Source organism: Kitasatospora sp. NPDC001261 (assembly GCF_042896795.1).
Taxonomy (GTDB): Bacteria; Actinomycetota; Actinomycetes; order Streptomycetales; family Streptomycetaceae; genus Kitasatospora.
Genome location: NZ_JBIAXP010000003.1, coordinates 61,400 through 88,314 on the forward strand (window position 1 = coordinate 61,400; position 26,915 = coordinate 88,314).

The window sequence follows — 26,915 nt, forward strand, 5'->3', positions numbered from 1 at the left end:
CTCAGTCGGTACGGCCGAGCGCGTGGCCGCCGAAACCCCCGCCGCCGGTGAACTGGTGGTGCCACCAGGCGGTCATGGCCGGTTCGTCCATCCCCGACCAGTCCGGCGCCGCGGTGACCTGGGCCCGGCCCAGGGTGCGGCCCAGTTCCACCAACTCCCGCCCGGCCGCCGTCCGTTCGCGGTCGTAGGCGGCCAGCAGAGCTGCCCAGGAGCCGGCCTCCCGCCCGGCCAGCTCGAAGGCGTGGGCGTCCTGGATCGCCTTCACCGCGCCGCTGGTGTTGTGCGGGCGCACCACGGTGGCCGCGTCCCCGCCGATCAGCAGCCGTCCGGCCGTCCGGGCCGGGGCCGCCAGGTCGTAGACCGGCTGGAGGAAGGTCCGTTCGCGCGGGGTCAGGGTGACCAGGCCGGCCCAGTACGGCGGCAGGTACCGCTCGGCGAGCCGGCGCAGCTCGTCCACCTGCGGGTCGGTGAGGCTGCCCGCCGGGATGCTGGTCGGGCCGTCCAGTCGCAGCCAGGCGGGGGTGGGGGCGTAGAAGACCCAGTTCACCTGGGTGCGGCCGGGCGCGACCCCGGGGATGCGGTAGATCACCACCTGGCCGCCGGGGTAGCAGGCGGTGATGCACTGCTCCTCCGGCCAGGGTGCCGCGCCGCCGGGCAGCTCGGCCAGCAGGGCGGCGTCGTAGCTGCCGCGCCAGCACACGTACCCGGCGTACTCGGGCTCGGCCTGCGGGCAGACGGCCTCGCGGACCACCGAGCGGTAGCCGTCGGCGCCGATCACCAGGTCGTACATCTCGCGGCCGCCGTCCGTCTCGACCCAGGCACCGCCCGTCTCGGCCCGGGCGCCGTCCGGCTCAGCCTGGGGGCCCTCCGACCCGCCGCCGTCCGGTTCGTCCCCGCCCGGCTCGTTGCCGACGGCCGTCACGGTGGCACCCAGCCGGAACTCGACCTGCTCGGGCATCCGTTCGCGCAGGGCCTGCCAGAGCACGCCCCAGTGGTGCGAGTGGAACGGGAAGGGCTGGGCCCAGAGCAGTCGCCCGCAGCCGTCCGGCCCGTCGCCCTCGCCGGCCGCGCCCCGGGCGACCCAGCGGCGGACGGTGAGGCGGTGGCGGCGGGTGTCCGCGTCGAGGTGTCCGGCCCGGACCAGTTCGTCGAAGCGGTCGTTGTGGGTGCACAGCCCCACGCCGCGGTCCTCCAGGTGCCCGGGGCTGCGTTCCAGCACCACCACCCGTTCCGCGCCGAGCCGGGCGGCCGCGCCGGCGAAGGCGCTCCCGGCGATGCTGCCCCCGACCACGGCCACCGAGCCACCGCGCACGGTCGCTCCTCTCCTGAGTCCCGAGCTTCGAGTCCGCGGCGTCCCCGCGATGCGATGTCCCCCCGCGACGCCCCCGCGATGTCCGGGACACGACGATACGCGTCCGGTCGGTCCCCGGCGCCGTGTTCGAGCCATCCGGAGGGCCCTCCCGGCGACCCGGGAGAGCCTTATGCAACTAGTTGCATACCCCGCCGCCCGTCCCCTACCCTGCGGTAACAACGCCCCCGGTCCACAACGCCCCGGTCCACTCCCCGGTCCACTTCCCGCCCGCGCCCCAGGAGACGTCGATGAGCGCCCACCCCGGCAGCAACCGCTACCCGCACCTGCTCAGCCCGCTCGACCTCGGCTTCACCACCCTGCCCAACCGCGTGATCATGGGCTCGATGCACGTCGGCCTGGAGGAGGCCCCCGGCGGCTACGAGCGGATGGCCGCCTTCTACGCCGAGCGGGCCCGCGGCGGCGTCGGCCTGATCGTCACCGGCGGCATCGCCCCCAACGAGGCCGGGCGCCCCTGGGAGGGCGGCGCGATGCTGACCACCGAGGAGGAGGCCGACAGGCACCGCGTGGTCACCGATGCGGTGCACGCCGCCGGCGGCAGGATCGCCCTCCAGATCCTGCACTTCGGCCGCTACGCGTACCACCGCGACCTGGTCGCCCCCAGCGCGATCCAGGCCCCGATCAGCCCCTTCACGCCCAACGCGCTCACCGCCGAGCAGGTCGAGCAGACCATCGAGGACTTCGCCCGCTGCGCCGAACTCGCCCGCCGCGCCGGGTACGACGGCGTCGAGATCATGGGCTCCGAGGGCTACCTGGTCAACGAGTTCATCGTCGCCGCGACCAATCACCGCGAGGACGAGTGGGGCGGCACGTACGAGCGGCGGATGCGCTTCCCGGTGGAGATCGTCCGCCGGGTCCGCGAGCGGGTCGGCGAGGACTTCATCATCGTCTACCGCCTCTCCATGCTCGACCTGGTGCCCGGCGGCTCCACCCTCGACGAGGTCGTGCGGCTCGCCCAGGCCGTCGAGGCCGCCGGGGCGACCATCATCAACACCGGCATCGGCTGGCACGAGGCCCGCATCCCCACCATCGCCACCTCGGTGCCGCGCGGCGCCTTCGGCTGGGTGACGAAGAAGGTGATGGGCAAGGTCGGCATCCCGCTGGTCACCACCAATCGCATCAACACCCCCGAGATCGCCGAGCAGTTGCTCGCCGAGGGCAGCGCGGACCTGGTCTCGATGGCCCGCCCGCTGCTCGCCGACGCCGACTTCGTCGCCAAGGCCCGGGACGACCGCGCCGAGGCCATCAACACCTGCATCGGCTGCAACCAGGCCTGCCTCGACCACACCTTCAACCTCCAGATCACCTCCTGCCTGGTCAACCCGCGCGCCTGCCACGAGACCGAACTCGTCCTCGGGCCCACCCAGTTGCGCAAGCGGATCGGCGTCGTCGGGGCGGGTCCGGCCGGCCTCGCCTTCGCCGTCTCCGCCGCCGAGCGCGGCCACGACGTCACCCTGTACGACGCCGCCGAGGCGATCGGCGGGCAGCTGAACATCGCCCGGCGCATCCCCGGCAAGGAGGAGTTCGACGAGACGCTGCGCTACTTCCGCACCCGGCTGGCCGAGTTGGACGTCACGCTGCGGCTCGGCGCGACCGTCACCGCCGAGCAGCTGGCCGGGCAGGGCCACGACGAGCTCGTCCTCGCCACCGGCGTCACCCCGCGAACTCCCGCCGACATCCCGGGAATCGACCACCCCAGCGTGCTCGGCTACCTCGACGTGCTGCGCGACGGCGCGCCGGTCGGCGAGCGGGTCGCCATCCTCGGCGCCGGCGGCATCGGCTTCGACGTGGCCGAGTTCCTCACCGACCCGGGCGACGCGGCGAGCCTCAACCCGCCGGTGTTCCAGGCGAAGTGGGGCATCGACCCGGAGTACCGCGAGCGCGGCGGCCTGCGCGCCCCGGAGCGGCCGAAGCCCCCGCGCAGCGTCCACCTGCTCCAGCGCAGGACCACCAAGGTCGGCGCCGGCCTCGGCAAGACCACCGGCTGGATCCACCGCACCGAGCTCAAGCACCGCGGCGTGGTGATGGTCCCCGGCGTCACCTACGACCTGATCGACGACGCCGGTCTGCACATCACGGTGGACGGCGAGCGCCAACTGCTGCCCGTGGACACCGTCGTGCTCTGCACCGGCCAGGAGCCGCGCCGCGACCTGTACGAGGCGCTGCGCGAGCGCGGCCTGCCGGTGCACCTGATCGGCGGCGCCGACGTGGCCGCCGAACTGGACGCCAAGCGCGCCATCAAGCAGGGCACCGAGCTCGCCGCGGCGCTCTGAGCCCCCGCGTCCCGCACGGTCGGCGCCCCCGCCGCGAGCGGGGGCGCCGACCGAAAACCACTCGCCGTCCGCCCGGGGGCCGTTGCTAGTATCCGCAGGTCGCAGCGCGGATCACGGCGCGCGGGGCGTGGAGCGGATCACAGGGGAGGGCAGGCCGATGGACGAGCAGGGCGAGACGGCGTACGCGCCGATGGCGGACGAGCCGGCGGCGGACGAGCGGGTCGAGTTGGCGTACACGCCCACGGTGGCGGACTTCCGGGAGGCCCTGGCCGCCCGGTCCCGGGCGACGCGCGCGGGCCGGCGCCAGCGGGCGTTCCTGTACCTGCTCGTCGTGTGCGGCCCGCTCATCGCCGCGCTCGACCTCTCCACCGGCAAGGGCATCGGCTTCCCGCCGGTGTTCATGGTGCTCGCCGCGCTGGCCCTGCTCCTCTGGCTGCCCCGGCTGCAGGCCGGCCAGTTCCACAAGTTGACCGCCGACAAGGGCGAGTTCACCGCCACCGTGGCAGCGTCCGGCGTGACCATCGCCAACCGCCACTCCACCAGCACCCTGACCTGGCAGGCGGTCCCGCACCACGTGGAGACCCCGGGGCTGTTCGTCCTGCTGAGCAACGACAAGAACAACTCCTGCCTGGCCGTCCTGCCCAAGCGCGGCACCGCCGACCCCGACCGGCTGCGCGCCGTGCTCGACCGGCACGCCCCCGCGCCCGCCCGGGGCTGAGCCCGACCCGTCCCGCGCGCCCGTACCCCGCCTTCGCCCCGTTCGTCCCCTGCCCGCTCCCCGTACGATCGACGGCATGTCGCTGCCGCACGCCATCCTCACCGCCCTGCTGGAGAAGCCGTCCTCGGGGCTGGAGCTGACCAGGCGGTTCGACCGGTCGATCGGCTTCTTCTGGCCCGCCACCCACCAGCAGATCTACCGCGAACTGGGCCGGCTGGAGGCCTCCGGACAGATCCGGGCCCTCCGGCCGGAGGCACCGGTGCGCGGGCAGAAGAAGGAGTACGAGGTGCTCCCGGAGGGCCGCGCCGAACTGGCCCGCTGGACCGCCGAGGGCGCCGCGCCGCGCGCCGTCCGGGAGCCCCTGCTGCTGCGGCTGCGGGCGGCCGCGGTGGTCGGCACGGACGGCCTGACGGCCGAGCTGGAACGCCATCTCGCCCTGCACCGGGAGCAGTTGGCCGACTACCGGGAGATCGAGCGGCGCGACTTCCCGGTCGAGCGGGCGGACGAGGAGAATCGGCTCCAGCACGCGGTGCTGCGGGCCGGCATCGGACTGGAGAGCTTCTGGGTGCACTGGCTCGCCGAGACCCTCGACACCCTGCCGGCCGAGCCCTCCCGCCCCTCCGACGCTCCTCGCGCCTGCGACCCCTCCGACCGGCCCTGACCTGCGCCGATCCCCGCCCGCGCGCCCGGCCCCGCCCCCGGTGGGACACTGGTGGCCTGTCCCTTCCCGAACTCTCGACCGGGGGACCCGTATGTCTCTGACCAGGCCCTTCCACGCCCTCACCGCCGCGGCCGTCGTCGTGGCGGTCGCCCTGGGCCCGGCCGCCCTCCCGGCGTCCGCCGCAACCGCCCAGCCACTGCCCTCCGCCGACCAGCTGAAGTCGGCCCTGCTGACCGCGGCCGACCTCGGCCCCGGCTGGACCGAGCCCCCGGTGACCCAGAGCCCCAGCCCCAGCGCCGGCGCGAGCCCCAGCGCGAGCCCGTCGAACCCGGTGACCGGATGCGACGCGCTCAGCGCCCTGATCAACATGTACGTCACCCGGCCGGGCGCGGCGATCCCGCGCGCCGAGACCGAACTCGACGGCCCGAACGGCAACCCGATGGTCACCCAGGCCCTCGCGGCCGAGCCGTCCGACCAACTCGCCACCGACTTCAACTCCGCCGCCGACGCCCTGAAGACCTGCCACACCATCACCTTCAACGCCGGCCCCAGCGACACCGTGACCTTCACCGTCAGCCCGGTCACCCTCGGCGACCGCAAGGACGCCCCTGCCGTCCACCTCGACGGCACCCTGGCCGGTGTCCGACTCAACGGCTACGTCGGCATCGAACGCTTCGGCACGGTGGCCATGGCCTTCGGCTACTTCGAACGCCAGGGCAGCAACGAACAGGCCGCCTCCATGGAGTACCGCACCGCCGTCGCCAAGGTCGAACGCGCCCTCGGCGCCAAGGCCGGCAGCACCACCGGCCCCACGGCCGTCCCCGCCACCCCCACCGAGGGCCGCCGCGTCTGACCCGCCCCGCCCTCCGAACACCACCGCGGCCCCCCACCGAACGCACGAGGCGCTCGGCGAGGGGCCGCGGGGGTGGCCTGACGACGACCGACGGGGGCTACACGCCCGCGAGGGTCTGGTTGTCGAAGAGCCAGTGCTGGTTCGCCTGGTTTCCGCATGGCCAGACGGCCAGTGCGGTGGTGTTCTGCGTGTTGGACGCGGGCAGGTCCAGGCACCTGTTCGACGCCGGGTTGAAGAGCGTGCCGTCGTAGCGGCGGATCCAGGTCTGGGCCCCGGAGTTGTCGCACGCCTGCGAGACCACCGGGGTGCCGTCGATGACGTTGGCGTCCCGGGTGCCGATGCAGAGCCCGTTCGGTACGGTCTTGAGCTGGTTGTCCCGGGTAGCGGTGAAGTGCTGCTTGTCACCGTTCCAGCAGTCGTAGATCACCACCGGCGAGCCCGCGGTGCTGCCCCAGTTGTCCAGGCACTTGTGCTTGTCGACCGCACTGCGGATGTGGACGATGGACTGCGACGTGGCGACGGTGTTCACCTGGGGGTCGGTCAGCGCGTACGGGTAGACCCGGACGTCGCTGATCGCGCCGTTGACGAGGTCGGCGGGGACGTCCTTGTTGTACGCGGCGCCGCCGATGTTGAGGCTGCCCGCCGGCGGCTTCCACGTGGTTCCCACCTTGGTGGAGCCGACGGCCAGGCCGTTGACGTACAGGGTGGCCATGCCGTTCGTGGCGTTGTAGGTGCCGGTCAGGTGGGTCCACTGGCCGACCGTGGCCGTGGTGCGGCCGCTCTGGTCGTACGCGGTGTACCAGGCACTCGCGTTGAAGCTGTCGTTGCTCGGCAGGACGAAGGCCCAGTTCTTGAGGGACTTCGAGTACTGCAGATAGAACGGGCTGGCCTCGTTGCCGGTGAGCGAGACCGCGGTGTGGTAGCCGTCGGTGTTGTTGATCTTCACCCAGGCTGAGACGCTGTAGCTCTGGGTGGTGTCCAGCCCCGGGGTGTTGGAACCGGAGTTGACCGGCGCGGTGGTGCGGTAGACCGTCGTGCCGTCGAAGGCGGTCGCCTTGTTCGCCGCACGGTTGTGGTCGGTGGTGAGTGCGGCCCCGGCCGGGTAGGTGGCCTTGGGGTCGCCGCCGTTCCTGTACAGCGTGTTGGTGCCGCTGCTGTCACCGGTGCCGTCGAGCGCCCACCACTGGGGGGAGACCGAGGTGTTCCCGATCGGGCTGGGACCGGCCAGCCAGCCGAAGCCGGCCGAGGGGTTGCCGGGGGTGGTGGGCTGGCCCCACCAGATCTCCAGGGAACCGTCGGCCTTCCGGGCCCAGAGGCCGGGGTTGCCGTTGCCGGTGAGGTCGCCGTCCGAGCCGACGGTCGGGTAGGTGTCGGTGGAGACCCAGCCGATCCGGGTGCCGACCGGCGCCATCTGGGTCAGCGTCGGCACGAGCAGCGGCTTGCCGTTGCTGTCGATGACGGGCGCGCCCAGGCTGTCGGTCGCGGTGACGGTCCCGGTGGTGAAGGTGTAGGCGAGGAGGTCGTCCTTGGGTCCGTCGGCGGCGGCCGCGAGGTTGCGGGCCCACAGGCCCGGGCGGCCCTGCTTGGCCCAGTCGCCGGGGGTGATCAGCTCCTTGTCCTTCCACCCGGACGCGGCCAGCTGGACAGGCTTGCCCAGGGTGTTGGCGTTGGTGGCCGGGTAGTACCAGAGAGCCGCGTCGGCACCGTTGTTGGTGCTCTCGACGGTGAGTAGACCGGTCTTGTTCTTGAAGCCCAGCTTGGGGTCGAGGTCGGTGCTGACCGGGTCGCCGAGGGCGGCGATCCGCAGCGTGCCGGACCAGTCGGCGGCGTTGTACCCAGCGGCCTTCAGCCAGGCGCAGTCCTCGGACGCGGTCGGGACGCACTTCGGCTTGGCGATCGGCACCGACTTGTCGATCCGGCCGTAGGCGCCGGTGTTCCCGGGGTTCTGGTAGAGCCGCAGCAGCGGGTCACCGGGAGCATGGGCGAACACGTCGTCGATGTTGTTGCCACCGGTGAGCGTGCCGCGGTGGGCGATCTGGATGGTGTTCCAGCCCTTGCCGCCGGGCGCGTCGGCCGGGGTGGCGACGGCCGCCACGGCCGGGGAGCGGACCTTCGAGTTGCCCGGGGCGTTGTAGGCGCGCAGGTAGCCGGCCTGGTCGGGCTGCAGGATGTCCGGGGCGCCGTCACCGGTGACGTCACCGAAGACGGGCGGCGGGCCGTCCGGGTTCCACGGCACGTAGAAGGAGTACTGCGCGACCGGCGAGACGTTGCGCGCGTTGTCCATCACCTGCATGTACAGGATGTTGGTGCCCCAGCGGGAGAGCGTGACGGGGAAGCCGTTGCTGATGCCGCCACCGCAGTACCAGCCGTCCCCGGCGAACTGCGGGTCCCAGGACCAGCGCGCGCAGACCACACCGGAGGCGTTGCCGCCCGGGGCCGGGTCGGCCGCGGTGTACGGCACCAGGCCCTCCTGGCCCACGTGCTTCCTGGTCACCTGGCCGTTGCCGGACGGCGGGAGCTTGTAGTCGAGCTCGGCCTCCGGCAGCAGGGTGTTGGCGTCCGGGACGGAGAGGGTCGGCGGGGTCAGGTCGACGCCGAAGCGGCAGGCCGGGCTCCCGCCGGACCGCTGGACCAGCCCGTCGGTGGCCATGACGTCCCAGCCGTACACGTGGCCGTCCTGGAGCAGGCCCTGCTTGACCTGGAACGCGGCCGTGCCGCTGTTGGCGACCTCGGGGGTCTGGCCGCTGTCGGCCCGGTTGGTGTCGGCGTAGTCCCAGATGCCCATCCAGCCGTAGAGCGACTGCTGGACCGGGCTGCTGACCGTCGCGTTGAGGGTGACGGCGCCGTTGAAACCGGACGCGGAGTTCATCCAGCCCATCGTGCCGCCGGTGCAGCCCTGGTTGTCTGCCCACGGCACGGCCGTGGTGGGAGCGGGGGAGGCGTACGTGCCGGTCGGGACGTTGGGGACGCGGTCGTACTCGATCTCGACAGCGGGGCTGTAGCCGAGCCGCTTGAACGCCGACATGTTGGACTCGTCGCGGGCGAACACACCGAAGGTGAGGGTGTCGCGGCTGGTACCGAAGTTCTGGTAGACCCCGGTCACGTCGTAGTTGAACTGGTACTCGCCGCCGCAGCCGGGCTGACCCGCGCCGGGGACCGAGGCCTCGCCGAGTCGGCCGCCCTGGTTCGTGGGCGGATTGCTCCAGCTGGTCTGGTCGCTGATCGGGCTGGTGAGGTAGAGGTCCAGGGTGTACTTGTTGGTGCAGGAGAAGTCCGAGGACTCGTGCTCCCACACCGACATGGTCGCGCGGTTGATGATCGCGCCGCGGTACCAGTGGGTGTCGAACTGGAAGTAGGAGCGCTCGATGCCCTTGTCGACCCGGTAGCCCTGGTAACCGACACCGGGCCGCGCGTACTGGTCCCCGCTGCCGGTGGTCCGCCCGATGTTGGCCTTGCCGGGGTAGGCGGCCTGGGTCCAGGTCCAGTTGTTGGCCACGTTACGGTCGGGGATCCAGGCCGGGTCGATGAACCACGGGCCCTGGCCCTTGCCGAGCACCGCGTCGTCGGTGGTCAGCTCGACGGCGTCGGCCGTGACGGTGGTCGACATGGTGGCGACCTTCGCGCCGTAGCCCGGGCCCTCGGCGGTGCTGCGCGCCTCGGACTTCGCCTGCGGGGCGTCTCCGGCCGAAGCGCTCAGGGCGGGGGCCGACTTGGCGGCCGCCACCGGGGCGGCGGCAGAGCTGTCCCACATCTGCGGGCTGGGGGCGTGCCAGCGGGACGTACCGTCGGCGGCCGCGGCGGTGAGGTTGCCGGCCTCGTCGGCCCGGACGGTGACGCCCTTGCCCTGGGTACCGAAGCGGACCTTCTTCAGCGCCGGGTTCTTCGCCGCCTCCGCGGTCTTGACGATCAGGACGGTGGAGAGCCCGCCGAACTTGGAGGCGGTCACCTTGAGGTCGACGCCGGGGGCGACCTCGGGGTAGATCAGCGCGTCCCCGCTCGGGTCGATCGCCGGCTTGGTGAGCGGGAACGGCGAGTCGATGGTGAGCGTCTCGCCGTCGGCGCTGGTCAGGGTGGCGAGCGGGCCCTGGCCACCGCCGGACAGGCGCAACCCCGACAGCGCGGTCTTCGGCCGGTAGCCACCCTGCCCGTCCGGGACGAGAGCGCCGTCGAGTGTCGCCCAGGCGCCGTTCTGCTTCACCCGCTGCGGCTCGACGTGCTCGGTGCGCTTGAGGTGGCCGGCCGGGGTCGCGACGGTCTCGCTGACCTCGTCCGTCAACTCCGGGATCGGGACGGGCTTGCCGGACTTCTGCGCCTCGGCGATGGCCTTGTCGGTCGGGCTGAGCAGCGGCTTGTTGCTGGCGCGCTCGGCGTCGACGGCGTCCATCCGCGCCGCGAGGTCCGGCGGGATGGCCGACGGGCTGGCGGCGGGGCTCCCGGCCGGAGCGTCGGCCGGGGCGGTGGCAGCGGTCGACGGACCGTCAGCGAAGGCGAACGGCGTGATCGAGGTCAGCGCCAGGGCGAGGCCGACTGCGGTGGCGACAGCAGTCCGTGACGGATATCTGGAACGGCTGGCTCCGGATGTGGCTCCGGGCGGAGCGGCAGGCATGGTGACGTACCCCCACGTGAGATGTCCTGATCTGGTCTGACCAGACGGGATCTGGCTCTGCAAAGGAAGTGTGCAGAGGCGCCCAGCAAGCTACCGCCAACAGTCAAAGGATCGTCAACTTCTTATTTCTGCAGACGTGTCCGATTTGGTGGGTCGTCCGCCAATTTTCTCGGATGTGATATCGATCACATCCTCAGCCCTTCCTCAATTTGCTCGACCATTGGATGGTTTGTCCCCTACCCTCCTGCGAGATCCCGTCCGCATCGATCGGCGGTGCGGACTCTTCTTGGGGGGGTAAAAGTGTCTTCCGAAGTAGAAATACCACCCGGTGAATCCGGATGGGGTGATTCACCGTCACGGTGGCGCAAGCCTCGAATGGCAATTCTGGGTTCCTTCGCCGTACTGAGCATGCTGGCCGCGCCGCTCGGTACCGCAGTCGCCGCCCCCGCGGATGGGGGCAAGGGCAAGGTCTGGTCGCCGCCGAACACGCCGCTCCAGCGGACGGCCTCGGTGCCCGGGACGACGGACAAACCCAAGGCTTCCTCGCCGAACACCGGCTCGCCGGACTGGGTGCCACCGAAGAGCGTGCCGCAGCCGAAGCACGGCACGGCGGTGGTCGCCCTGGGCACGCCGACCGACCGGGACGCCGGCGCGGCGGACGGGCGGGAGTCTGTCGTCGGCGCGTCGAAGCAGGCGGGTGACCTGCCGGTCTGGGTGGCTCCGGTCGCCCGCGCCGGCGACGCCGCTGCTGCCGCGCCCGTGCAGGTGACGCTCGCGGCCGCGCCGGGCTCCGGTCCGGACGCGGGTGCGCCGACGGCACTGGTGGCGCTGTCGCGGAGCGGCGACGAGGCCCAGCCGGGGAAGGTCCGGATAGGGCTCGACCTGGGATCGTTGGGTTCCGGTGGCGACTTCGCGCACAGGGCCGGGTTGGCGGTTCTGCCGGAGTGTGCGTTGACGACGCCGGACGCCGACGGCTGCCAGGCGCGTACGCCGGTCACCTCGCACTACGACGAGCAGGCCAAGCGACTCGTGGCGGACATCGACCTGCCCGCCACCACGACCGGCTCGGCCGAGGGGCAGCGCGCTCAGGCCAAGTCCGCGGGTGCCCCGGCACTGGCCGCCGCTCCCGCGCAGGTGGTGCTGGCACTCACCGCCGCTCCTTCCAGCGGGACCGGCACCTACAGCGCGACGTCGCTGTCGCCGAGCCAGGCGTGGGCGGCGGGCAGCGGCTCGGGGTCGTTCACCTACAGCTACCCGATCGTGACCCCGTCGACTCTCGGAGGTGCCGCTCCCACGTTGGCGCTGGGTTACGACTCGGCGTCGGTGGACGGGAAGACGGCATCGACGAACGCGCAGGCGTCGTGGATCGGTGACGGCTGGGACCTGAGTTCCGGATTCGTCGAGCGGGGCTACCGGACGTGCGACAAGGCCGGCATCCCCGGCTCGGGTGACCAGTGCTGGGGCGGTGCGAACCTGACGCTGTCGCTGGGCGGCCACTCCGGTGAGCTCGTTCCGGAGCCCTCCTGCACGGCCGGTAACGGTGTCGACGAGCAGTCGAAGTGCACCTGGCACCTGAAGAATGACGACGGGACGAAGATCGAGTTCCTGACCGGCGCCAACAACGGCACCTGGAACGGCTCGTACCTGAAGGTGACGGACACCTCGGGAGTGGTCTACTACTTCGGCCTCAACCAGCTTCCGGCGGCCGACGGTTCGCCCAGCAAGGTGGGCCCGGAGAGCAAGTCCGCGTGGACGACGCCGGTGTACTCGCCGAACGCCGGTGACCCGTGCTACGACGCGGCCAAGGGCAAGGGCTCCTGGTGCCAGACGGCGTGGCGCTGGAACCTGGACTACGTGGTCGACCCGCACGGCAACCTGACCACCTACTCCTACACGCCCGAGACCAACGTGTACGCGCGCGGCGGCGCCCAGAACAGCGGGAAGGGCACGAACACGTCGTACACCCGCGGTGGTGTGCTCCTGTCGATCGCCTACGGGCAGCAGCTGTCCGACCAGCTCGCCGCCGGAGGCACGTACCAGGCGGCTGCGAAGATCGACTTCGAGTCGGGGGAGCGCTGCCTGGAGGACGCCAAGGCCTGCGACCCTTCGCAGCGCACGGCGGCGAACGCGGCGAACTGGCCGGATGCCCCGCTGGACAAGCAGTGCCAGGACACCGGGACGTGCACCAACTTCGTTCCGACGTACTGGTCGACGAAGTGGCTGAACGGGATCACGACGACGATCCGTTCGGGCGGCACGTACCGACCGGTGGACCACTACGACCTGAAGCACGTGTTCAAGACGCCGGCGAACGCGACGGACAACGCACCGATCGCCTGGCTGCAGTCCGTGAAGCGCACGGGCAAGGACACCGCCAACGGCCAGGCCGAGCAGGCGCTGCCGGAGATGACCTTCGCCGACGAGCTGCTGCCCAACCGGGTCGACGGCCTGGTGCCCGCGCGTCCGCGGTACTACCGCCCGCGTCTGGCGGTCATCACCACCGAGACCGGCGGCACGATCCTGGTGTCGTACGCCAAGGAGTCCTGCTCGCGCACGACCGGGAGGATGCCGGCTTCGGCGGACGGCAACGACAAGAGCTGCTTCCCGGTGAAGTGGTTCGACACCGGAGTGCAGACGACGGTGGACGACTGGTTCCTGCGGTACCCGGTGGAGACGGTCACCGCCGACCCTAACGCCAAGCTGATCACCGGCGCGGTGGCGACGACGACCTCCTACGTGTACGGTCCCGCCGCGTGGCACCGCAACGACAGTGCGCTCGTCGAATCGGACTACCGAACCTGGGACCAGTTCCGCGGCTACGCCAGCGTCACCACGGTGACCGGCTCCGGCAAGGACGGGCCGCGGTCGAAGTCGACGACCAGCTACTACCAGGGCATGGACGGCGACTACAAGGCGGACGGCAAGGCCAAGGCCGCTTCCGTCGCGGGCGTGAAGAGCGGCGGACGGGCCGACTCCGACTGGCTGTTCGGTCAGATCCTGGAGACGGACAGCTACGCGGACGCGTCCGCCGACCCGGCTTCGCCGCTCTCGTACACGGTGAACACGTACGAGGCCCCCGTGGCGAAGGCCACGCGCACGCGGGCCGGACTGCCGGACCTGGTGGCCCGGTACCAGGCGACCAAGGTCACCTCGACCACCACGGCAGTGACCACGACTGGTACTCGCACCACCTCGACCGCGACCACCACTGACCCCGATAGCAACAACCGGGTCACCACCTCGCTGAGCACGGCCGACGGCACGTCGGATGTGTGCACCCGCTACCGCTACGCGGCTGCGGCGAACCGGCAGATGACCGGTCTGGTCTCCGAGGTCTTCGTGATCTCCGGCGCCAACGCCTGCACCGTCAACGCGTCGCCGGCCAACACGATCTCCGACACCCGCACGCTCTACGACGGCCAGGACTTCGGCACTGCCGGAGCCAAGGGCGAGGCCACCGGAACCCAGGTACTGGACCACTACGACGCCAACGGTGCGGCCCAGTACGTCCTCAAGGCCACGGCCGGCTACGACACATACGGCCGCACCACGGCCGCCACGGACCCGACGGTCACCGACAAGGCCAACCCCGGCGGCGCGACCGTGACGACCGCGTACAGTTCGGCGAGCCCGGGCGAATTGCCCACCAAGGTGGTCACCGGTAGCCCGGCCCCGGCCGGTGCACCCGACGCGGGCACGCCCCGCACGACCACGGTCACGTTGAACCCAGCCCGCGGTCTGGCGCTCACCACGAGCGACCCCAACGGCCGGACCGTGACCAAGACCTATGACGGGCTGGGCCGACTGAAGGCGGCCTGGGCTCCGGGACAGGACACGGCGAGCAACGCCAACGCCACCTACGACTACGCCGTCAACGGCACGTCGTCACCGTCCACCACAACGACGAACTCGCTGCGTCCGGACGGCAAGACGTACGGGAAGTCGGTGCAGATCCTGGACGGTCTGGGCCGCCTGGTGCAGACCCAGGGCGATCCCGCGGTCTCCTCCTACCACGGCCGCCTGATCACGGACACGTTCTACGACTCGCAGGGGCGCGTCAACCGGAAGTACAACAACTACTACGAGGACACCACCACTCCGAACACCACCCGGTGGATCCCCGAAGGCGCGAAGGTGCCGAGCGCGAGCGTGATCCAGTTCGACGGCCTGGGGCGAGCGGTGAGCACGCAGTTCGTGGCGCTGGGCACGCTGCAGACCACGAACACCACGGCGTACCCGGGGGCGGACCGGGTCGACGTGTCGCCGCCGAGTGGCGCGACCGCGACCAGCACCGTGACCGACGCCCGTGGCCGCACCGCGCAGCTGTGGCAGTACCGGACACCGACGGCGACCGGCAACCCGGCCGACGCCGACGTCACCACGTACACCTACAACGCGAACGGCCAGCCGGCGACCCGGGTGGACGCCGCAGGCAACACCTGGAGCCTCGCCTACGACCAGCGCGGCCGCCTGGTGAAGAACGACGACCCGGACTCCGGTGTGTCGACACGTACGTATGACGCGGGCGGACGGGTCGCGACCACGACGGACGCGCGTGGGCAGACGATCGCGATGACGTACGACCTGCTCGGCCGCAAGACGGGTACGTTCAGTGGCACGACGGACCCGGCGAACCAGCTGACCGGCTTCACCTACGACACCGTGGCCAAGGGGCAGGCCAGTTCCTCGACCCGCTACGTCGGTGGTGCCGGGGGCGCGGCTTACACCAAGTCCGTTGGCGAGTTCGACGCTGCCTACCGTCCGACGAAGACCACCGTCGCCATCCCGGGCAGCGAGGTCGGCAAGACCGGGCAGGTGACGTTCGACTACACGGCGGCGTACAACCCTGTCAGTGGCTCCATCATCGCTGACGGGCGCGCCGCGGCGGGTGACCTGGCGCAGGAGTCGATCAACTACAACTACGAGTCCTATGGCGAGCTCAACGACATCAGTGGGGCCGGTTACACCTATCTGCGGCAGGCGGACTGGGATGCCTACGGGCGTAACATCCGTACCACGATGAACCCGTGGGGCACGCAGATCGTCGCGACGAACACGTACGACGAGCCGACCGGGCGCGTGCTGACCCAGTACGTCGACAAGCAGACCGCCACCACCGGTACCGTCCAGAACACCACCTACGCGTACGACCCGGCGGGCCAGATCACCGCGATCCGGACGATCCCGAACAACACTCCGGCCGCGACCGACCTCCAGTGCTTCACCCACGACTACCTGGGCCGACTGACCTCGGCCTGGTCGGACACGGGGAAGCTGAACCAGCCGACGCCGTCGCTCGCCGGGCAGGGCGCGTGCGCCAACGCGACGCCGACCAATGGTGCGGTCGCTCCGGCGAAGACCACGGTGGGCGGGAGTGCGGCGTACTGGCAGGACTACACCTACGACGCGGTCGGCAACCGGACCAAGCTGGTCATGCACAACCCGACCGGCGACGTCTCGAAGGACCTGACGATCGACCAGGCCTTCCCGACCCCGGGCACCCGCAACACGCCGACCACCGCGGCCGGCACGGGTGGCGGCACCGGCGGTCCGCACGTGCCGACGACGGTGAAGTCCACCTTCCCGAACAACGGCAGCACCCCCGGGAGCAACCAGTACGACGCGGCCGGGAACACCACGAAGATCGCCAACCCGGCCGCCACCAAGACGCTGGGCGCGGGCTTCGTGCTCAACTCCGGTGAGTCGGTGCGCTCCAACTCCACTCAGCTGACCATGCAGACCGACGGCAACCTCGTGCTGACCTCGCTGCGCACCGGCCTGGTGACCTGGTCGACCAACACCCAGAACCACCCGGGTGCCTGGGCGACCATGCAGGACGACGGCAACTTCGTGGTCTACGACCCGCAGCGCGTGCCGCTGTGGTCCTCGCAGACCTGGATCGGGGCGAACAGCAAGTACTTCGCGGTCGTCCAGGACGACGGCAAGTTCATCGTCTACGCGCCGGGCTGGGTGTCCAAGTGGGGCACCTCCACTTGGAACGCCGTGGACGCGGCCAACGGCACGGAACTGACCTGGGACGCCGAGGGCAAGCTCGCCTCGATGAAGCAGGGCACCTCCACCACCGGCTACCTCTACGACGCGGACGGCAACCAGCTGATCCGCCGCAACCCGGGCAAGATCACGGTCAACCTCGGCGGCGGAGACGAACTCGTCTACGACACCGGCAGCAAGACCAGCACCGGCACCCGCTACTACACCATGCCCGGCGGCGTCACCCTGGTCCGCCAGGGCCCGACCAAGCTCACCTACCAGTTCACCGACCACCACAACACCGGCACGCTCTCCATCGACTCGGCCACCAGTGCCGAGACCCGCCGCTGGACCGACCCGTTCGGCGTCCTGCGCGGCTCCGGCGCGGCCAACTCCTGGGCCGGCGACAAGGGCTACGTCGGCGGACTCAAGGACGACACCACTGGCTTCACCAACCTCGGCGCCCGCCAGTACCAGCCGGGCACCGGCCGCTTCCTCAACCCCGACCCGCTACTCCTCCCCGAGGACCCGCAGCAGTGGAACGCCTACGCCTACAGCAACAACAGTCCGGTCAACAAGACCGACCCCACCGGCATGGCGTTGGAGGAGTGCGCGAGCGGCTTCGCCAAGTGCACCAACATGGGCACCAAGCTCACTGAGGAGACGCAGTGGCAGGGCCCGAACTACGACAAGATTGTTGCGGACAACAAGGCTGGAGAGGCCTACCGGCAGCAGGGGTTGGAAGAGTACCTCAACAGCCCGCCGCCGTTGGGTTCGCCTAGGAACAACAAGAAGCCGAAGCCTGACCGTGCCTATGACGTGAGCAAGAACCGGCCCGATGGTGGCACTGATGTCCTCGCAACCTCGACGAAGAGTACCTACGAGGACTACATTGACAAGAACGTCGGGGCTGATATCCGGACCGCGGATGCGGACGGGCCGCTCGCGCTCGTTGACAGCAGAACGAAGACCAAGCAGTGGACCAAGCAGCTTGCGAGCAAGGTGAGCAAGTCGGAGGGGCGCAAGATCGCCGGATCGGCGGATTTCTATGGCGTCCTCAAGGTCGACGGCGAAATCAACTGGAACGACAGCACGGAGGATAGTACCCAGACGTCCGAGGCGACGACCGACGCGGACACGACCACCGAGTCACGGAACCTGATGGTCAAGAAGGGGCAACAATACGGGTTCGCGCCGTCTTTCCGGAAATGGAGCTACCGGACGACCTACTATCATTCGGACGGCAGTGTGACAACGAAGGATTGGGCAACCTACGAGATGCTCAACTGGAACCGCGTCACCTTCGACTCCTCGCCCGAGCTGGTCCTAGGTAGGAATTGATGGGCCATGGAGTCTCCGGTTCGAGCAGGCGCAAATTTTCGCCCACGGGAGGTGAGTGATGTGACGGGACGTTCGGCGATATTCTGTGTTGTCCTCGCAGGTCTGTTGTGCGGTGTAAGTGCGTGCACCGGGGCGTCCGGAGGCGACGGGTCGGTCGCCACTGGTGGGACCGCATCGACGGCTACGGCTCAGCACACCTTCCCGGAGAGCTACAAGAAGCTGATCCTTCGTACCGCGAAGGCGGACGGGACGGCACCAGCGGGTGACCGGTTTACGGTGATCGAGTTCGACGGCGGGTACGACCCGCAGCTGATCTGGCAGCCGGAGGAGACCGGTGGTCTCTGCATCGCATCGGAGGTCGTCGCGTCCGGGAGATGCAAGACTGAGAAGCAGATTGCCGAGGAACGGGTTCCCGGAGTCGGCATCTTCGGAGACTCCGGGCTGTTCAACCGCGAGGAGGATCCATGGTGGGCAGTGCAGGTGATGGCCAGCGGTGAGACGATCGACCATCTCTCCTGCCAGGGAAGGAACTTCCCGGTGCGTCAGGTGTACTCGATCAGCCTGGCCGGCGCCCAGCGCACCGTCTACACCGCCATCATCCCAAGGAGTCTTCAAGGTGAGTACCGGGTGGCCGTCCAGCGAGACGGGCAGTCGGAAGAAGAACGGCTCGACCTCGGTCTGGAGAAGGGCTACGCCGTTCAGTGCTGAGCCGACGTAGTCGGTATGTGTGACGGTGGCGGGGCGGCCTTCGGGGCTGTCCCGCCACCGGTGTTTGGTGAGGCCCTTGAGCTGGCGGAGTCTGTGAGGGACCTTCGAACCCTGTATTGGAGCGATGGCTGGGACTCGGGTCGCAGCCCTACCGATATCGGCGTCTTGTACGACGGTGTCACGGGGGACTTCCGGCCTGGCTGGCCGGGGTCGCGACGGTCACTCCGGGACCAGGGATGGGCTGGCCGATCCCCTACGCCTTGGGCGCCCTCGTGATGGTCTCCGCGACGGGGCTTGTCGGGACGTGCTAAGGCTGGTCGATATGGGTGCCCGCCAAGGGCCGTCCTATCGGCAATAGCCCGAGGATCACGAAGCTGCGTCGAACCGGTCTCCGGGAATCTTCCCATCCGTTCGTCGCGTGGGGCGTCCCTGCGTACTTGTTCAGGGGCGGAAGGGGGTTGGTGACGATTGATGGGCACGAGGACCTGGCTTCTGGAGGGGAGGTGGCTCGCGTGGCGGGATCCTGACGCGCGCGGTGGGATGAGCGGGAGACCGGTCTTCGGTGGGGGAGGCGATTCGCGTGATAGGGCATTCGATGGTGTTCCGGGTGGTTCTGGTGGGGCTGTTGTGTGGCGCCAGTGCGTGCACTGGGGCGTCCGGTGGGCACGGCGGGGCGTCGGCGGGCGCCGTGTCCGGTGGGGTGGCGGCCGAGGTCGCGTGGCCGCTCGGTGAGGAAGGGGCGACGCTCTCGGAGGTCGAGAGGCGGCGGATCCTGCGATCGGCCGCGGAGAACGGCTGGGCTCCGGCCGGTGGCGAGGCCACGGAGGTTCGGTACGACAGCGGGTACGGCCCGGAGCTGATCTGGCGGGCGAAGGGGACCGGCGCGGTCTGTTCGGGATCGTCGCGTAGCTCGGGTCCCTGTATTCCGCTCGCGGACATCGCCGCGAGGCCGAACCCGGGGGTCGGAACCTTCATCGGCGCCGCCCTCCACGAGGGGAAGTGGTCGGTCATGCTGCTGTCCAGCGGTGAGACGGTCGATCGGGTCATGTGCCAGGGGCGGAGCTTTCCGGCACGGAGGGCGTACGAGGTCACGGTCGACGGCGTGCTCCACACCGTCTACACGGTGTCGATACCGCGCGGACTCCAGGGCGAGTACCGGGTGGCCGTCCGACGGGACGGGCAGCCGGCCGAGGACCGCGTGACGCTCAACATGGATCGGGTCGCCGGCCCGGCGCGGTGCTGACCGGGCGGGCGAGGCAGCGGACTGGGCTTGGTAGGGTCCGCGGGTCGGGTTCCTACCGCCGCTACCGCCCTGGACCGTCCGGGAGATCCTTGTGCGCATCCTCGTTGCTCTGGCGTTCCTGATCCCCCTGTTCCTCGGAGTGGCCATGGTCACGGACTACCGAGGTTTCTCGAAGTGGTTCACGCAGCCCTCCGGGAGGTCCTCCAAGGACGGGCCGGCCGGCATCCACCTGGTTGTGGGGTGGGGGTTCACCGTCCTCTCGAGCGTCATGGTCATACGCATACTCGTGTCGCTCTTCTTCAACAAGTGAGCCGCTGAGTTCCGCCGCGGAGGCGATCCCGGGTGCGTTCCGGGCCGCTGACGTGGAACGGTGGGTCATCCGTGAGCGTCCCATCCGATGATCGGGTGGGACGCCCACGGCGTTCATCCGGAGGCGAAGCGGTGCCGGTCCCGGCCCGGGCCGCAGGGGGAGGAACAGGTGACCGTGCTGTGCGGGGCTTCCCGAAGTCGCGGGAGGGGGTTGTCCTGCTGGCGGGCCTCCTGCTGATCGTCAGAGCGTAGTTCGCCCGGCGCTGATCCGGCAGGCCGAGAAGACTGGGGCCGTCCGGTCGGCGGTGCCATGGCGAAGTCTTGAGCAATGCGCATGGGGGGATGAGTCACGTGGTGGGACGTTCCATGAGGGTGAGCGCTGTTCTCGTGGGTCTGGTGTGTGCTGCCAGTGCGTGCAGCGGGGGTGGGGCCGGAGGGGTGGCGGGCAAGGGTGTCACGTCGGCGCCCGTGGTCCGGCCGGTGTTTGCGGAGAGCTCGAAGCAGGTGATCCTGCGGACGGCGAAGGAGAACGGGACGGCGCCGGCGGGTGATCGGTTCACGCTGGTCGAGTACGACGGCGGGTACGGGCCGGAGCTGATCTGGCAGGCGGAGCGGACCGGGGGTCTGTGCGCCGCGTCGGAGAGCGTCATGGCGGGTTGGTGCGAGACGGTGGAGGAGACCTCCGGGCGGCGGGTTCCCGGCGTCGGCGTCTTCGTGGACCCGGGGCTGCGCGAACGCGACGGGGAGGCGTCGTGGGTGGTGCGGGTGATGGCCAGCGGTGAGACGATCGACCGTCTGTCGTGCCAGGGAAGGGATTTCCCGGTCCGCCAGGTGTACGCGGTCGACCTGGCCGGGGCCCGGCGCACCGTCTACACCGCCTCGATCCCGAGGAATCTCCAGGGGGAGTACCGGGTGGCCGTCCAGCGGGACGGGAAGCCGGACGAGGATCGTCTCGACCTCGGCTTCGAGAAGGGCCGTGTCGTGCAGTGCTGAGGGGCCGGCCGCCGCGGGCCCGGTGCGCGGGCGGAATCTGCCTGGCCGACGCCGAACTGCTGAAGCGCCGTTTCCCGCAGCTGGGTTCGCTGTCGGCGGCGATGTGGGTCGGCCGGGTGCTGACGCAGAACTCCGTGACGTGGGTTCCCGGGCCGACCGACGTGAGTGTGCAAGGGGTGGCACGGGTCGAGTCGGCGAAGCTGGCGGAGATCACGGTGAACGGGACGTGGGAGGAGGTCTCCATCGGTTGCGGTGTCCCGGAGGAGATCGCCGCCGAGGTGGGTGACCCGACCAGGTGGCTCCACAGCAGGGCCTTCGACGAGTCGGTCACCCGGACCCAGTACTCGGGGAGCTTCTACTTCGACAAGCAGACTGGACGGGTCTACTTCTGCGCGGTCAACCCGAAGATCAGGGAGGGGAGTTGAGCGTCTGCGGGCCTTGCGGGCGGCCGTACCCCCGTGACGGCCGCCCGCCGTACCGGGCCTACGGGTGGTAGACGACCTCCGGGAAGGCCGTCGACGGTCCGTCGAGCAGGTTGCCGCAGTGCCGGCCCCGCAGGTGGAGGTCGAAGAAGGCGCGCGGGTAGGCCTGTTGGACGAGGACGCCGCGGTCGGGGTCGAGGGTGCCGACCTGGGACTGGATCTCCTGCTCGGTCATGCCGAGCAGCTTGCCCGCCTGCGGGATCAGCGTCATGTTGTCGCCGTAGGAGCTGTGGATGGCGCCGGTGGCCTGGACGTCGAGGCGCCAGCCGCGCAGGTGGCCCCAGAAGGTCTCGATGAACGGGCTGGTGGCCCGGGTGTAGCGGGCGGTCATCATCATGAACGGCCGGTCGATGTCGGTGGTGATGGCGGGGTTCGACTCCATCCGCCCGTCCAGGGTGAGCCCGGCGCGGATGCGCTGGTCGGCGACCATGGCGAGGCCGACGGCGGTGCCGCCCTTGGACCAGCCGAAGGCGCCCATGTTCCGCGCGTCCAGGTTGCCGAGCAGGCCGGTCGGCAGGGTGCGGCCGTCGACGTCGGGGTTGCGGCCGTTGGCGAGGTCGACGACGCGGTCGAGGAGGAAGAGCAGGTCGGCGGCGTAGTCCTTCGGGGCCAGCCCCGGGGCCACGCCGTCCCGGGTGACGACGGTGCCGTCGGGGAACTCGGTGAATCCGTCGTGGGTGTGGTCGACGGTGACGACGGCGAAGCCGTGGCTGGCCAACTCCTGGACCACGATGGTGTGGTCGGCGCGGTGGCTGCCCGCGCCGTGCGAGTAGACGATGACGGGCAGCGGCCGGCCGGCCCGATGGACGGGGGCGCCCTGGTGGCCGGCGGTGAGCGGGGCGAGCGAGAGAGGGAGGGGGAAGCCGGCGTCGTCGAGGAAGGCCTTCAGGGCGCCGTCGGTCATCCAGGGGGCGAGCGGGTACGCGTCGGCGGCCGCGGCCCGGGCCGGGTACCAGACGGTGGCCATCAGCTCGCGGAACTTTCCGGGCCGGGCGTTCGGGTCGAGCCTGGCCTCGTCGCGCAGGTGCAGTGGCACCATGCCCACGGGGAAGGGGCCGGTGGGCGCGGGCAGGGTGAGGCGGCCGGGGGAGTCGGGGCCGGTGCCGGTGCTGGTGCCCGTGGAGGAAGCGGGGGTGGAGGCGGGGGCGGCCGAGGCGGCGTGGGCGAGGCCCAGCGGCGCGACGGCGCCCAGTGCGAGGGCGGCGCCGAGCATGCGGCGGCGGCTCGGTCCGGTGGGGCGGGCGGTCGGCGTGCTGTCCATCGGCGTGGTGCCCGTCGGCGTCGTGTCCATCGGCGTGGTGTCCATGCGCGGAACGCTGTCACGTGGGGCGCGGGGGCGGCATCGGCCTGTGGATTGATGATCTGTCATCTGGCATTGGCCCACGGGTTTACATCCCCGGGCTGATGCGGAACGGGCGTGCGCGGGGTCTCGCGAAGGGCGGCCCCGAGGGCGTGCGGTCGACGTCTCGGCCCCCTCGGGTGCGGGAGGGGGCCGAGGGGGCCGAGGCGGATGGTGCCGAGAGGGATGGTGCCGTTGCCGATGTGCCTAGATGAAGTTCTTGTCGATCAGCATCTGCAGCACGTTGACGTGGAAGTCCGGGAAGTCCATCGGCACGATGCCGAACCGGGCGCGCTGCTGGGTGCGGGCGTTCAGGTACGGGTAGATGCTGCGGTCCATCAAGGTCTGAGAGCTGGTCTTGGGCCAGTAACCACCTGCGTACGAAAGGAAGTTGACGAACATCTTCGAGTAGCCCGGGTTGAGGAAGGCCTTGTCGAACTGGGCGACGATGCGCTGGCCCTTGGTCCCCAGGGGGTCGGTGCCGCCGGTCTGCCAGAGGTCCTGGGTGTCGAAGTAGCCGTTCTCGCCGCTGGACCAGTCGATCAGGCCCCACGGGTTGGTGAAGTCGGCGATCAGGACGACCTTCCCCCGGGCGGTGGCGAGGGTCGGCCAGCCGTAGAAGTGGAACAGGTCGCGGTAGCCGAGCCCGTCGAGGTAGTGGTTGATCCGCCGCATGAACTCGGTGTCGTCGAGCGCCTGGCCGCCGGCGCGCTCGTTGCGCAGGCGCATCAGGACGGTCTCGCCGGGGTGCGAGCGGAGGAAGGAGCGGCACTGGTCGAGCACGTCCTGGAGCCGGATGTGCTGGTAGTTGTCCGAGTGGTAGATCCCGAGTTCGTCGGGCGCGCCCTGGAGGCCGTTGCAGCGGATGTCGAGGAAGCGGACGCCCTCGGTCAACTGCTGGGGCAGGCCCCAGTTCTGGGTGTGCGACCACTCGGTGCCGTAGGCGGGGTTCTCGCAGCAGGAGTCGTGGGTGCCGGGGATGGTGAGGTCCAGGAGGGAGGTGCTGCCGTTCAGGCGGCTCATCCAGCTGTCGGTCGGCAGCCCGCGCGGGGTGGTCGAGGAGGCGGCGGAGGGGGAGGCCGAGGCGCTGCCCGGGAGGGCGAGGCCTCCGAGGGCGGCGGCGCCGAATCCCGCGCCCCAGCTGAGGAGTTCACGGCGTGCGATGCCCATGGTGCGGCTCCTTGGGGTCCAGTCGGTCCGGAGTCGTCCGGTTGGTCCGGTCGGTCGTGCGAGTCGTGCGAGTTGTGCGAGTCGTGCGAGTGGTGCGCTTGTCATCTTGGAGCACGCGGCCACTGCTTTGGCAGGTTCACGACGCCGGCAATCCGGGGCCGGACGGCCCCGGCGGGGTGAAGATCGAAATGCGCGGACGGCCGCCGCCCGCCACGGTGGGACCGTGGCTGCGATCGTCGTCCTCTTCGAACTGGCCCCGGACCAGGCCCTCGGCCCCGAGGGCGTCGGGCCGGGCGTGGTCGCGGTGCACGCCGCCGGCCAGGACCCGGACGTCCCGGAGGACCCGCAGGCGCGCACCCTCTGCGGGCTGGACACCGCGCCGATGGAGCACGCCCACTACCGCCCCGCCCGGCCGGGCGAGCCGTGGTACCCGCCCGAGCTGGAGCAGCAGCGGTGCCGGCTCTGCGAGGCGGCGCTGCACCGGCTCTGAGAGTCCTGAGGATCAGGAGAACGTTCGAGCGGCCGGTCAGCGGGGCCGGTGGGCGATCGCGGCGAACATCGTCACCGACAGGTGGAACGCCCCGTGCCCGGCGGCCGCGTCGAGGTCGGCGTAGAGCCGGTCGCGCTGCTCCTCGGTGAGCAGGCCCCGGCCGACGGCCGCCGCGCCGAGACCGCGGAGGATCGGTCCGCCGACCGTGTGGGGGTCGTGCAGGAGGACGTCGGCGCCGAGGGTGTCGACGGTCAGCCCGGCCTCGACCAGCCAGCCCGCGAGGCTGCGCCCGGCCTCCGGCTGGGCGGCGGCGCCCTGGACGACGGCGGCCAGCGCGGGACGGACGTCCGGGGCCACCGGGTGCAGCAGGAAGGTCGACCAGTCGGTGTCCAGCAGCGCGACCCGGCCGCCCGGGCGCAGCACCCGGGCGATCTCGGCGACGGCCTTCGCCGGGTCGGTGAGGTGCTGGAGAACGCGCTCGCACCAGACCGCGTCCAGCCCGCCGTCGGGCAGCGGCAGCGCCTGCGCGTCGCCGTCCAGGAAGCGGGCCGGGCTGCCGGCCTCGGTGGTGCGCCGTTCGGCGACGGCCCGCAGGCCGGGGTGCGGTTCGACGCCGATCGCGCTTCCCGTGCTGCCGCCGGCCGCACCGCCCTCCGGGCTGACCGCCGCCGCGAGCACCCGGGTCTCCGAACCGGTGCCGGCGCCGACGTCCAGCGCGCGCTCGCCAGGGCGTACGGCGAGCCGCTCGTGCGCCCACGCGCGCAGGCGCCGTACCCCGGGGTTGGCGGCCTGGGCGTCCAGCGCGGCGACCAAGCGGTCGGTTTTCGCTGGGTCGGCGTTGGCGCGGTGGAAGGCCGAGGTGGGGCGCGGGTCGGTCATGGGCGCCACCCTAAACGGACATGACGGTCCATCGGCGACATCCCGCCCGTGCTCCTCGCGGCACGGCACGGCACGGCTCGTCCCGGACGGCGGTCCGCCCCCTGCCGACCGGCAGGGGCCCTGGTATGGCGGGTCCGGCCGACTTCCCGCTCCTCGCGCCCGCCGCCGAGGGTCAGAGTTCCGGCAGTGCCTCGCCGGCGCGGGGTTCGCGGTGCTCGGTGAGCCAGAACAGGTAGCCGCGCAGGTAGGCCTCCAGCCCGTCGTCGAGGTAGGCGGCGTACTGGCGCAGGGCGTCCGGTTCGTTCCGGCTGTCGTCGCCCAGCCGCAGTTCGTCGGCGATCCAGGCGCGGACCTCGTCCCGGCGGGCCCACCAGTCGCGTACCGCCTGCGGGGTCCAGTGCAGGTCGCCGTCCCAGGCGTAGCCGCCCAGGGGCTCGTCGTGGGCGATCTCGACCAGGGCGGCCACTTCACGCGGGTTGACGGGCTGGCGGTGGACGAACTCGCAGTGCCTGTCGTCGGAGAGCACGTGCTCGGGGAGGTAGTACGGGCCGTTCAGCCCGCTGTCGGTCTCGCCGGCGTAGAACGGGCCGGGCACGTTCAGCCTGCCGCGCTGCTCCCAGCGGCCGTAGCCCACCGAGTCGGTCATCTCCCGGGCGGTCGGCAGCGGGTCCCAGTAGGCGAGCTCCTGCCACGGCCCCTCCGCCGGGTGGAGGAGCAGCCGCCCGCGCATCCGTACGGCCGACTGCCGCAGCGCCGCCTCGTGCGAGAGCTCCTGCCCCCGGTTCAGCGACCGGATCCACCGGCCGATCACCCCGCCCACCTGCGTCTTTCTCATGCGGCCCAGCCTAGGACCTGCCTTTGGGCGCGCGTCGTTCGCCCGGGGGGCGGGGGAGCGCCGGCCCGTGGACGGGGCGTTCGCCTGAGCGGGCTCGCGGGCTCGCGGGCCCTCGGAACCGCTCAGGCGAAGCCGGCCTCGGTGAAGCGGCAGCCGCCGCGCTCGGCGCCGGACAGGACCGGGGTCGAGGTGAGCCGCGGGGTCTCGCGGATGTACTGGCGGAAGCCGGAGGCGCGGAACTTCAGATCGAAGGAGTGGCCCTCGATGTGCCAGTGCGGCGAGTCCTGCTTGTCGTCGTCCGGTGCCAGCCGGTGCAGGTCGGCGATCTCCAGCTCCGGGGCCATGCCCTCGAAGCCGAAGTCGCCCTGGAGGTCCCAGACCTCTTCGAAGGCGAGGGTCGCGGGGGCGACCCAGAAGGAGAAGTTCCGCGCGGGCCGGACGGGGTGGACCCACTGGACGATGTAGTCGAGGTCGAGGAGGAGGCGCGGCAGGAAGTCGTCGGTCTGCTGCACGTACAGGCCGTGGACGGTGGCGTCGTGCCAGCCCATTTCCTCGAAGTCGGCGTCGCTCCAGACGCTTTTCGAGAGGCCTGATTCCTGGTGACCGCCGCTGTTCATGGTCGTCATCCAATCAGGCCCGGTGCGCGGGAAGTCGG

The 26,915-nt window shown here is 70.9% G+C and carries 18 protein-coding genes; 11 read left to right on the forward strand and 7 right to left on the reverse strand.

What is annotated here, in order from left to right; translation table 11 throughout:
• Position 1: 1 nt before the first annotated feature.
• Positions 2-1,312, reverse strand: coding sequence for an FAD-dependent monooxygenase (locus ACFY4B_RS05315; protein ID WP_387966547.1), 1,311 nt, complete (start codon positions 1,310-1,312; stop codon positions 2-4).
• 287 nt (positions 1,313-1,599) lie between these two features.
• On the opposite strand from ACFY4B_RS05315, the gene ACFY4B_RS05320 reads away from it, so the two are divergent.
• The 4 genes from ACFY4B_RS05320 (at position 1,600) to ACFY4B_RS05335 (ending at position 5,874) form a co-directional block, all read left to right on the forward strand.
• On the forward strand, positions 1,600-3,642 hold the full coding sequence (locus ACFY4B_RS05320; RefSeq protein ID WP_387966548.1) for an FAD-dependent oxidoreductase: 2,043 nt from the start codon (positions 1,600-1,602) through the stop codon (positions 3,640-3,642).
• A 157-nt stretch (positions 3,643-3,799) separates the two neighbouring features.
• The gene (locus tag ACFY4B_RS05325) at positions 3,800-4,360 is read left to right on the forward strand and encodes a YcxB family protein (protein ID WP_387966549.1); all 561 of its coding nucleotides are present in this window, start codon (positions 3,800-3,802) and stop codon (positions 4,358-4,360) included.
• Between the two features lie 76 nt (positions 4,361-4,436).
• Positions 4,437-5,021: a PadR family transcriptional regulator gene (locus tag ACFY4B_RS05330; RefSeq protein ID WP_387966550.1), complete on the forward strand. Its 585-nt coding sequence runs from the start codon at positions 4,437-4,439 to the stop codon at positions 5,019-5,021.
• A gap of 91 nt (positions 5,022-5,112) precedes the next feature.
• Positions 5,113-5,874: a hypothetical protein gene (locus tag ACFY4B_RS05335; RefSeq protein WP_387966551.1), complete on the forward strand. Its 762-nt coding sequence runs from the start codon at positions 5,113-5,115 to the stop codon at positions 5,872-5,874.
• A gap of 97 nt (positions 5,875-5,971) precedes the next feature.
• On the opposite strand, the gene ACFY4B_RS05340 is transcribed toward ACFY4B_RS05335, so the two are convergent.
• The gene (locus ACFY4B_RS05340) at positions 5,972-10,258 is read right to left on the reverse strand and encodes a LamG-like jellyroll fold domain-containing protein (RefSeq protein ID WP_387966553.1); all 4,287 of its coding nucleotides are present in this window, start codon (positions 10,256-10,258) and stop codon (positions 5,972-5,974) included.
• 597 nt (positions 10,259-10,855) lie between these two features.
• Between ACFY4B_RS05340 and ACFY4B_RS05345 the strand changes: the two genes are divergently transcribed.
• The 6 genes from ACFY4B_RS05345 to ACFY4B_RS05370 all read left to right on the forward strand — a co-directional run bounded on the left by ACFY4B_RS05345 (position 10,856) and on the right by ACFY4B_RS05370 (position 21,490).
• Positions 10,856-17,812 carry an RHS repeat-associated core domain-containing protein gene (locus ACFY4B_RS05345; protein WP_387966554.1) on the forward strand — a complete coding sequence of 2,319 codons (6,957 nt, stop codon included), beginning with the start codon at positions 10,856-10,858 and terminating at the stop codon, positions 17,810-17,812.
• Positions 17,813-18,088: 276 nt separating this feature from the next.
• Positions 18,089-18,520: a hypothetical protein gene (locus ACFY4B_RS05350; RefSeq protein WP_049650194.1), complete on the forward strand. Its 432-nt coding sequence runs from the start codon at positions 18,089-18,091 to the stop codon at positions 18,518-18,520.
• 562 nt (positions 18,521-19,082) lie between these two features.
• Positions 19,083-19,763, forward strand: a complete 681-nt coding sequence (locus ACFY4B_RS05355) for a hypothetical protein (RefSeq protein ID WP_387966555.1) — start codon at positions 19,083-19,085, stop codon at positions 19,761-19,763.
• A 91-nt stretch (positions 19,764-19,854) separates the two neighbouring features.
• The gene (locus ACFY4B_RS05360; protein WP_049650196.1) at positions 19,855-20,073 is read left to right on the forward strand and encodes a hypothetical protein; all 219 of its coding nucleotides are present in this window, start codon (positions 19,855-19,857) and stop codon (positions 20,071-20,073) included.
• A gap of 479 nt (positions 20,074-20,552) precedes the next feature.
• Complete coding sequence (locus tag ACFY4B_RS05365) at positions 20,553-21,065, forward strand: hypothetical protein (protein ID WP_387966556.1); 513 nt, start codon at positions 20,553-20,555, stop codon at positions 21,063-21,065.
• 176 nt (positions 21,066-21,241) lie between these two features.
• Positions 21,242-21,490: a hypothetical protein gene (locus ACFY4B_RS05370; RefSeq protein WP_387966557.1), complete on the forward strand. Its 249-nt coding sequence runs from the start codon at positions 21,242-21,244 to the stop codon at positions 21,488-21,490.
• 58 nt (positions 21,491-21,548) lie between these two features.
• On the opposite strand, the gene ACFY4B_RS05375 is transcribed toward ACFY4B_RS05370, so the two are convergent.
• Together ACFY4B_RS05375 and ACFY4B_RS05380 are read right to left on the reverse strand one after the other, a co-directional pair.
• Positions 21,549-22,853, reverse strand: a complete 1,305-nt coding sequence (locus ACFY4B_RS05375; protein ID WP_387966558.1) for an alpha/beta hydrolase family protein — start codon at positions 22,851-22,853, stop codon at positions 21,549-21,551.
• 240 nt (positions 22,854-23,093) lie between these two features.
• Complete coding sequence (locus ACFY4B_RS05380) at positions 23,094-24,056, reverse strand: phosphatidylinositol-specific phospholipase C (RefSeq protein WP_387966559.1); 963 nt, start codon at positions 24,054-24,056, stop codon at positions 23,094-23,096.
• A 223-nt stretch (positions 24,057-24,279) separates the two neighbouring features.
• On the opposite strand from ACFY4B_RS05380, the gene ACFY4B_RS05385 reads away from it, so the two are divergent.
• Positions 24,280-24,546 (forward strand): hypothetical protein, encoded by a 267-nt coding sequence (locus tag ACFY4B_RS05385; RefSeq protein ID WP_053111985.1) that lies wholly within the window; start codon positions 24,280-24,282, stop codon positions 24,544-24,546.
• Positions 24,547-24,582: 36 nt separating this feature from the next.
• On the opposite strand, the gene ACFY4B_RS05390 is transcribed toward ACFY4B_RS05385, so the two are convergent.
• From ACFY4B_RS05390 to ACFY4B_RS05400, 3 genes are all read right to left on the reverse strand, one after another.
• The gene (locus tag ACFY4B_RS05390; protein ID WP_387966560.1) at positions 24,583-25,425 is read right to left on the reverse strand and encodes a methyltransferase domain-containing protein; all 843 of its coding nucleotides are present in this window, start codon (positions 25,423-25,425) and stop codon (positions 24,583-24,585) included.
• Positions 25,426-25,597: 172 nt separating this feature from the next.
• Positions 25,598-26,260 (reverse strand): ferredoxin, encoded by a 663-nt coding sequence (locus ACFY4B_RS05395; protein WP_387966561.1) that lies wholly within the window; start codon positions 26,258-26,260, stop codon positions 25,598-25,600.
• A gap of 122 nt (positions 26,261-26,382) precedes the next feature.
• Positions 26,383-26,877 (reverse strand): hypothetical protein, encoded by a 495-nt coding sequence (locus tag ACFY4B_RS05400; RefSeq protein WP_049651013.1) that lies wholly within the window; start codon positions 26,875-26,877, stop codon positions 26,383-26,385.
• Between the last annotated feature and the right edge of the window lie 38 nt (positions 26,878-26,915).

Excerpts from the sequence above, each read along its gene's own strand:
- ACFY4B_RS05320 (WP_387966548.1), top strand. The coding sequence starts at position 1,600 with ATGAGCGCCCACCCCGGCAGCAACCGCTACCCGCACCTGCTCAGCCCG.
- ACFY4B_RS05325 (WP_387966549.1), top strand. The coding sequence starts at position 3,800 with ATGGACGAGCAGGGCGAGACGGCGTACGCGCCGATGGCGGACGAGCCG.
- ACFY4B_RS05330 (WP_387966550.1), top strand. The coding sequence starts at position 4,437 with ATGTCGCTGCCGCACGCCATCCTCACCGCCCTGCTGGAGAAGCCGTCC.
- ACFY4B_RS05335 (WP_387966551.1), top strand. The coding sequence starts at position 5,113 with ATGTCTCTGACCAGGCCCTTCCACGCCCTCACCGCCGCGGCCGTCGTC.
- ACFY4B_RS05340 (WP_387966553.1), bottom strand. The coding sequence starts at position 10,258 with ATGGACGCCGTCGACGCCGAGCGCGCCAGCAACAAGCCGCTGCTCAGC.
- ACFY4B_RS05345 (WP_387966554.1), top strand. The coding sequence starts at position 10,856 with ATGGCAATTCTGGGTTCCTTCGCCGTACTGAGCATGCTGGCCGCGCCG.
- ACFY4B_RS05375 (WP_387966558.1), bottom strand. The coding sequence starts at position 22,853 with ATGGACACCACGCCGATGGACACGACGCCGACGGGCACCACGCCGATG.
- ACFY4B_RS05380 (WP_387966559.1), bottom strand. The coding sequence starts at position 24,056 with ATGGGCATCGCACGCCGTGAACTCCTCAGCTGGGGCGCGGGATTCGGC.
- ACFY4B_RS05390 (WP_387966560.1), bottom strand. The coding sequence starts at position 25,425 with ATGACCGACCCGCGCCCCACCTCGGCCTTCCACCGCGCCAACGCCGAC.
- ACFY4B_RS05395 (WP_387966561.1), bottom strand. The coding sequence starts at position 26,260 with ATGAGAAAGACGCAGGTGGGCGGGGTGATCGGCCGGTGGATCCGGTCG.
- ACFY4B_RS05400 (WP_049651013.1), bottom strand. The coding sequence starts at position 26,877 with ATGAACAGCGGCGGTCACCAGGAATCAGGCCTCTCGAAAAGCGTCTGG.